Source organism: Novacetimonas hansenii JCM 7643, from assembly GCF_000964405.1.
Taxonomy (GTDB): Bacteria; Pseudomonadota; Alphaproteobacteria; order Acetobacterales; family Acetobacteraceae; genus Novacetimonas; species Novacetimonas hansenii.
In genome coordinates, this window is the sequence record NZ_BANE01000126.1 from 1 (window position 1) to 5,548 (window position 5,548).

Here is a 5,548-nt window from a genome sequence, read left to right on the forward strand (position 1 = left end):
CCAAAAACTTTTCCTGTTTTTTATCAATGATTTGTTTTCAAACAATCTCTGAAAGCAGCCCATGGATATGGGAATGGGCACTTTCAGAGGTTGCTTCAACATTCTGAAAAAGCGATGATTTCACAAAGGTTTTTTTGGGGAGTTATTTGCAAAAACCTTTGTGGTTTCGGCGGGGTGACGGATCCGACGTGTTCAGGGCGCCGCGTGGGAACAGCTTTTTCCGCAAAAACGTCTGTCATTCGGATCATCGGTTTTTGCGTCCTGCCCGGATGGACAGGTTAAATAATCCATTGGAATGAAAATTTTAAAGCTGTGACGGGTGTTGCTTCTTTATAGGAAGGCAACATCCCGACACTTCTATTCTTTCTGATTAATGGGCTGTTTTGAAATGGTCTCTCTCAGCTCTTGCCACATAGCGGGCGGGGTTCGACCATCAGTTCACGCCCCTTGAGCATTCCATCCCAGTACAGCAGCGGCATGACATATTCCTTCAGCAGCCAGGCCAGATGGGTCGGCCGACGGCCATCAAGCACCCATTTCGGCAGGCTTGGCGCCAGCTTGCCGCCATATGCGAACTCCGCCAGTACGATCTTCCCGCGCTCCACCGTCAGCGGGCATGCGCCATAGCCGTCATAATCTGCGACCATGGGCCGACCCTCCAGCGCGGCGAGCGCGTTGACCGCGACGATGGGGGCCTGCTTGCGCACGGCGGCGGCCGTCTTGGCGTTGGAGGTCCCGGCCACATCGCCAAGTGCGAATATGTCATCATACTTGACGTGGCGCAGGGTGGCGGGGTCCACCGCAACAAAACCGTCCGCCCCGGCAAGCGGGCTGTTGCGGATCACGTCTGGTGCGCGCTGCGGCGGGACAGCGTGCAGCATCGCGAATTCGACTTCGCTCTTTGTCGTGACGCCATCCGCGCCGACGTTGGAGAAGGTGGCGACCTGCCGTGGCCCATCAACGGCGACAAGGTTGGATTTCAGTTGGAGGTCAATGCGATACCGCTCGATATATTCCATCAGCGCGGGGACATAATCCTTTACCCCGAACAGGCCGGGTGTCGCGGTATGGAAAGAGACGTTGATATTGTCCGCAATCCCGCGTTTGCGCCACGCATCGCATGCCAGATACATCGCCTTTTGCGGGGCGCCCGCGCATTTGATGGGCATTGGGGGCTGCGTGAACACCGCATTGCCACGTCCCAGCGTCTGGACCATCTGCCACGTATAGGGGGCAAGGTCATAGCGGTAGTTGGAGGTCACGCCATTGCGGCCGAGTGCTTCGGGCAGGCCCTCGATCGCATCCCAGTCCAGCATGATGCCGGTGGCGACGATCAGGATGCTGTAGCGCAGCGATGACCCGTTCGACAGGTGGACGATACGTCCATCAGGGTCAAAACCGCTGGCGGCGGCCTGGACCCAGTCCGCGCCCGCCGGGATCAGCTTCTTTTCCGACCGGCGTGTCTGGGACTGTTTGAACACGCCACCGCCCACCAGCGTCCAGCCCGGTTGGTAGAAATGCGAACCCGACGGTTCCACGATGGCGACGGTGATGCCCGGCTTGCGCTTGAGGATGCTGGCGGCGGTGGAAAGACCCGCGGCCCCGCCGCCGATGATGGCGATGTCATAGGTCAGCCCGCGCGCGCTGCTGACCAGGGCGGGGGCCGTGGGGGCTGGGGTGTCGTTCATTATGGCTAACTCCTCGAAAACAATCAGGTTTGATCGTGCCGTGGTCTTGTTATGTGGGTCTTGTGATGCCGCAGCAATGGGCGGGTGGTCACACGCGGTCAATCGGGATCTTGATATAACGCGTGCCGTTTTCCTCTGCCTCCGGCAGGTGGCCGCCGCGCATGTTCACCTGGACCGAGGGCATCAGCAGGTTAGGCATCGACAACGTCGCGTCACGCCCGGTGCGCATGCTGACGAACGCCTCCTCGCTCACGCCTTCGTGAACGTGGACATTGTGGGCGCGTTCCGCCCCCACCGTCGTTTCCCATGCGAACGTGTCGCGCCCCGGTGCCTTGTAATCATGGCACAGGAACAGCCGCGTCCGTTCCGGCAGGCGCAGCAGGCGACGGATGGAACGATACAGCATCCGCGCATCCCCGCCGGGGAAATCCGCGCGCGCGGTGCCATAATCAGGCATGAACAGCGTATCGCCGATAAAGGCGGCATCCCCGATCACATACGCCATGTCCGCCGGCGTATGGCCCGGCACATGCAGTGCAATGGCGGGGATGGAGCCAAGCATGAACGTCTGCCCATCATGGAACAGGCGGTCGAACTGTGACCCATCGCGCGCGAAACGTGTTCCGGCGTTGAACAGTTTGCCGAATATGTCCTGTACCCGGATGATATCCGCCCCGATCGCAAGCTGCCCGCCAAGCTGTTCTTGTATCCATGGCGCGGCCGACAGGTGGTCTGCATGGACATGTGTTTCCAGCAGCCATTGCAGGTCCAGATCGTTTGCACGGATGTAATCCACCACGTCCTGCGCATGGTGATGGGCGGTGCGTCCGGCGGCGGGGTCATATTCCATCACACTGTCGATCACCGCGGCCTCACGGGTGGCGGGATCATGGACGACATGTGTGGCGGTAAAGGTCGTATTATCAAAAAAAGTCTTTATAAACGGTACCTTATCAGATCTCAGGGCTGTAACGACCTGACGGTCCGCAGCGGCGAGGGCTAAATCTGACATGGCGTTGTCTTCACAATAGTTTATAAATTACATAATAAATGTATGTTGTCGGGCATCTTGCGTCAAGATGCGACAGGTGCAAAAGGGGCAGACAATGAATGACGGCAAGACCTCTCCCATTTCCAACGCCACGGCACAGCATCCGTTGCGTATCGGCGACCCGGCCCCGGATTTTCAGGCCCGTACCTCTCAAGGAGAGGTGCGGCTGAGTGATTTCCGCGGGAAATGGCTGCTTTTCTTCTCCCACCCGGCGGATTTCACCCCGGTCTGCACCAGTGAATTCCTGGCGTTGACGCGTGAATATGCCCGCTTCGAGGCGATGGAGTGCGCGTTGCTCGGCCTTTCGGTGGACAGCCTGTATTCCCACCTTGCATGGCTGGAGGCGATTCGTACCCGTTTCGGGGTGGAGATTCCCTTCCCCGTGGTGGAGGACCCGTCGATGGCGGTCGGGCAGGCCTATGGCATGCTGGCGGCTGACGCGCATGACAGTGCGACAGTGCGCGCGACCTATTTCATCGACCCCACGGGCATTGTGCGTGCGATCATATGGTATCCGATGTCGGTGGGGCGTTCGGTGGACGAATTGCTGCGTCTGCTGGCCGCGTTGCAGCGTTCGGCCGATGGCGATGTCATGACGCCAGAGGGATGGCGCCCCGGCGATGATGTCCTGGCCCCCGTGCCCCTGACGCAGGATGATGTGCGTGATGCGACGGGATGCTGGTTTTATCCCGCAACCCCCGACCACCTTTCCACCGGCAAGTAGAGGCGCGCATGCCCGATATGTCCGTCTATATCCTTACCCTGCGGTGCATGAACCGGCCCGGGATCGTCGCGGCCATCAGTTCGACGCTGTTTGGCGCGGGATGCGACATTACCGAGGCGCAGCAGTTCGATGCGTGGGAAAGCCGTTCCTTCTTCATGCGCGTGGTATTCCGCATGCCCGTGCATGCCGCGGCGGAGACGACGTTGCGCGATGCCGTGGCGACCATGGCGCGGGAGTTCGAGATGCACTGGACCCTGCGCGCACGTGCGCAGCCCACGCGCACGGTGCTGATGGTTTCGCGCTTTGACCACTGTCTGGTGGATCTGCTGTATCGCTGGCGTATCGGTGAACTGTCGATCGACCCGGTTGCGATCATTGCCAACCACCCGCGCGAAACCTATGCGGACATTGATTTCGGTGACATCGCCTTTCACTACCTTCCCGTCACGGCGGCCACACGCCCGGTGCAGGAGGCGCGGATTTGGGATATCGTGTCCGGTACGGGCGCGGAACTGGTGGTGCTGGCGCGTTACATGCAGGTCCTGTCGGATTCGCTGGTGTCGCGACTGGCGGGGCGGTGCATCAATATCCACCATTCCTTCCTGCCCGGCTTCAAGGGCGCGCGCCCCTATCACCAGGCCTTTGCCCGTGGGGTCAAGCTGATCGGGGCGACGGCGCATTTCGTGACGGGCGACCTTGATGAAGGGCCGATCATCGAACAGGATGTGGAACGTATTTCCCATGCCGACAGCCCTGACGACCTTGTGCGCAAGGGGCGCGACATCGAACGCCGCGTCCTGGCGCGTGCGGTGCGGTATTTCACGGAATGCCGTATCATTCCCGATGGGCGCAAGACGATCGTCTTCAGCGCGTGAACGCAGCCATGGCATCGGATGGGACACCAAGGGGGGAAATGCTTCTGCATACGCCACGGCCATCGGGCCATATCCATCGGTCGTGCGCCGGTCCCGATTTTCAGGAGACAGCATGACGCGCAGGAAACCGGGCCCCATGCCCGACCCCCGCACGCAGTCCGCCGGGTTCGAGCAGGCGCGTCAGTCCCGCAAGACCGCGCTGGTGGAAGATTATGTCGAACTGATCGCTGACCTTTTGCATGATGGTCAGGAAGCGCGGCAGGTAGACATCGCACAGCGTCTGGGTGTGTCGCAGCCAACGGTGGCCAAGATGCTGTGCCGGCTGGAGGCGGACGGCCTTGTCACGCGTCGCCCCTATCGCGGCATTTTCCTGACGGAGGCGGGGGAGAAGATGGCCGCTGACAGTCAGGCCCGCCACCATATCGTGGAGACGTTCCTGCGCGCGCTGGGCATCAGCGAGAAGAATGCGGGCATTGATGCCGAAGGCATGGAGCATTATGTGGGCGAAGAGACGCTCGCCGCCTTCGAACGTGCAATCCGTGCAGGCATTGCGGAGTTCATGGACACCCGCGCCGCCCCTGAAACGCGCAAATGATTCTGCCCTCCGTCGGTTAGGGCAGTGGCATATATTCATCGGCAAGGTAGTTCGGCGGCCCACCATCCAGCCCCTCGGGCGCAAATCCATCATTATAGGGGCCGTAATATCCCCCCATGCCCGTCTGTGTCTGGTTCCAGTCATTGTCGGCGATGGGGGGACCGTCAGGCCCGCTAAGCCCCATGTTATAAGGGCCCGCTCCCCCGCCACAGGCCGACAGCAGCCCCGTCGCGGCAAGCAGCACCGTCAGCCGGATCGGAAATGTCATTTCGTATTCCTCCCTCGTCATCAGGTCATAATGGTTTGGCGTGATTCGTGACAGGGGGGCGCGCACAGGGCTTACCCGCCTGGCGTATCTGTCGGGTGGCCGGGGGCATGCATGTAAGGTGGTGGGGGCGTGTTTGCGGAGGAAAAGTCCTCAGCAGCCGCTGAAGTTTTTGAATGTTATTTTGGAGTAAGGATTAAAAGGACTGTTTGAACAGTTGCTCCGGGAAGCGCCTTGAAATCATCAGGAAGTTTTTGGTGAGAATTTTCAAAAATCTTAAATATTGTTTGAAAACAGATCATTGATAAAAATAAGAAAAGTTTTTGGGTGCCGCCTTTTTTCAAAAAGGC

The 5,548-nt window shown here is 59.7% G+C and carries 6 protein-coding genes; 3 read left to right on the top strand and 3 right to left on the bottom strand.

What is annotated here, in order from left to right; genetic code table 11:
• Positions 1–398: 398 nt before the first annotated feature.
• Positions 399–1,688: an NAD(P)/FAD-dependent oxidoreductase gene (locus B7G66_RS09720; RefSeq protein WP_003622151.1), complete on the bottom strand. Its 1,290-nt coding sequence runs from the start codon at positions 1,686–1,688 to the stop codon at positions 399–401.
• A gap of 88 nt (positions 1,689–1,776) precedes the next feature.
• Entirely contained in the window at positions 1,777–2,700 is a 924-nt protein-coding gene (locus B7G66_RS09725; RefSeq protein ID WP_003622152.1) for an MBL fold metallo-hydrolase, read from the bottom strand.
• Positions 2,701–2,794: 94 nt separating this feature from the next.
• Between B7G66_RS09725 and B7G66_RS09730 the strand changes: the two genes are divergently transcribed.
• From B7G66_RS09730 to mntR, 3 genes are all read left to right on the top strand, one after another.
• Complete coding sequence (locus B7G66_RS09730; protein WP_003622153.1) at positions 2,795–3,463, top strand: peroxiredoxin; 669 nt, start codon at positions 2,795–2,797, stop codon at positions 3,461–3,463.
• An 8-nt stretch (positions 3,464–3,471) separates the two neighbouring features.
• Entirely contained in the window at positions 3,472–4,338 is an 867-nt protein-coding gene (gene purU / locus B7G66_RS09735) for a formyltetrahydrofolate deformylase (RefSeq protein WP_003622154.1), read from the top strand.
• 112 nt (positions 4,339–4,450) lie between these two features.
• Positions 4,451–4,933 (top strand): manganese-binding transcriptional regulator MntR, encoded by a 483-nt coding sequence (gene mntR, locus B7G66_RS09740; RefSeq protein ID WP_040511112.1) that lies wholly within the window; start codon positions 4,451–4,453, stop codon positions 4,931–4,933.
• A gap of 16 nt (positions 4,934–4,949) precedes the next feature.
• Here the strand turns inward: mntR and B7G66_RS09745 are convergent, their stop codons facing one another.
• A complete protein-coding gene (locus tag B7G66_RS09745; protein ID WP_225578769.1) occupies positions 4,950–5,201 on the bottom strand; it encodes a hypothetical protein in 252 nt (83 codons plus the stop codon).
• Between the last annotated feature and the right edge of the window lie 347 nt (positions 5,202–5,548).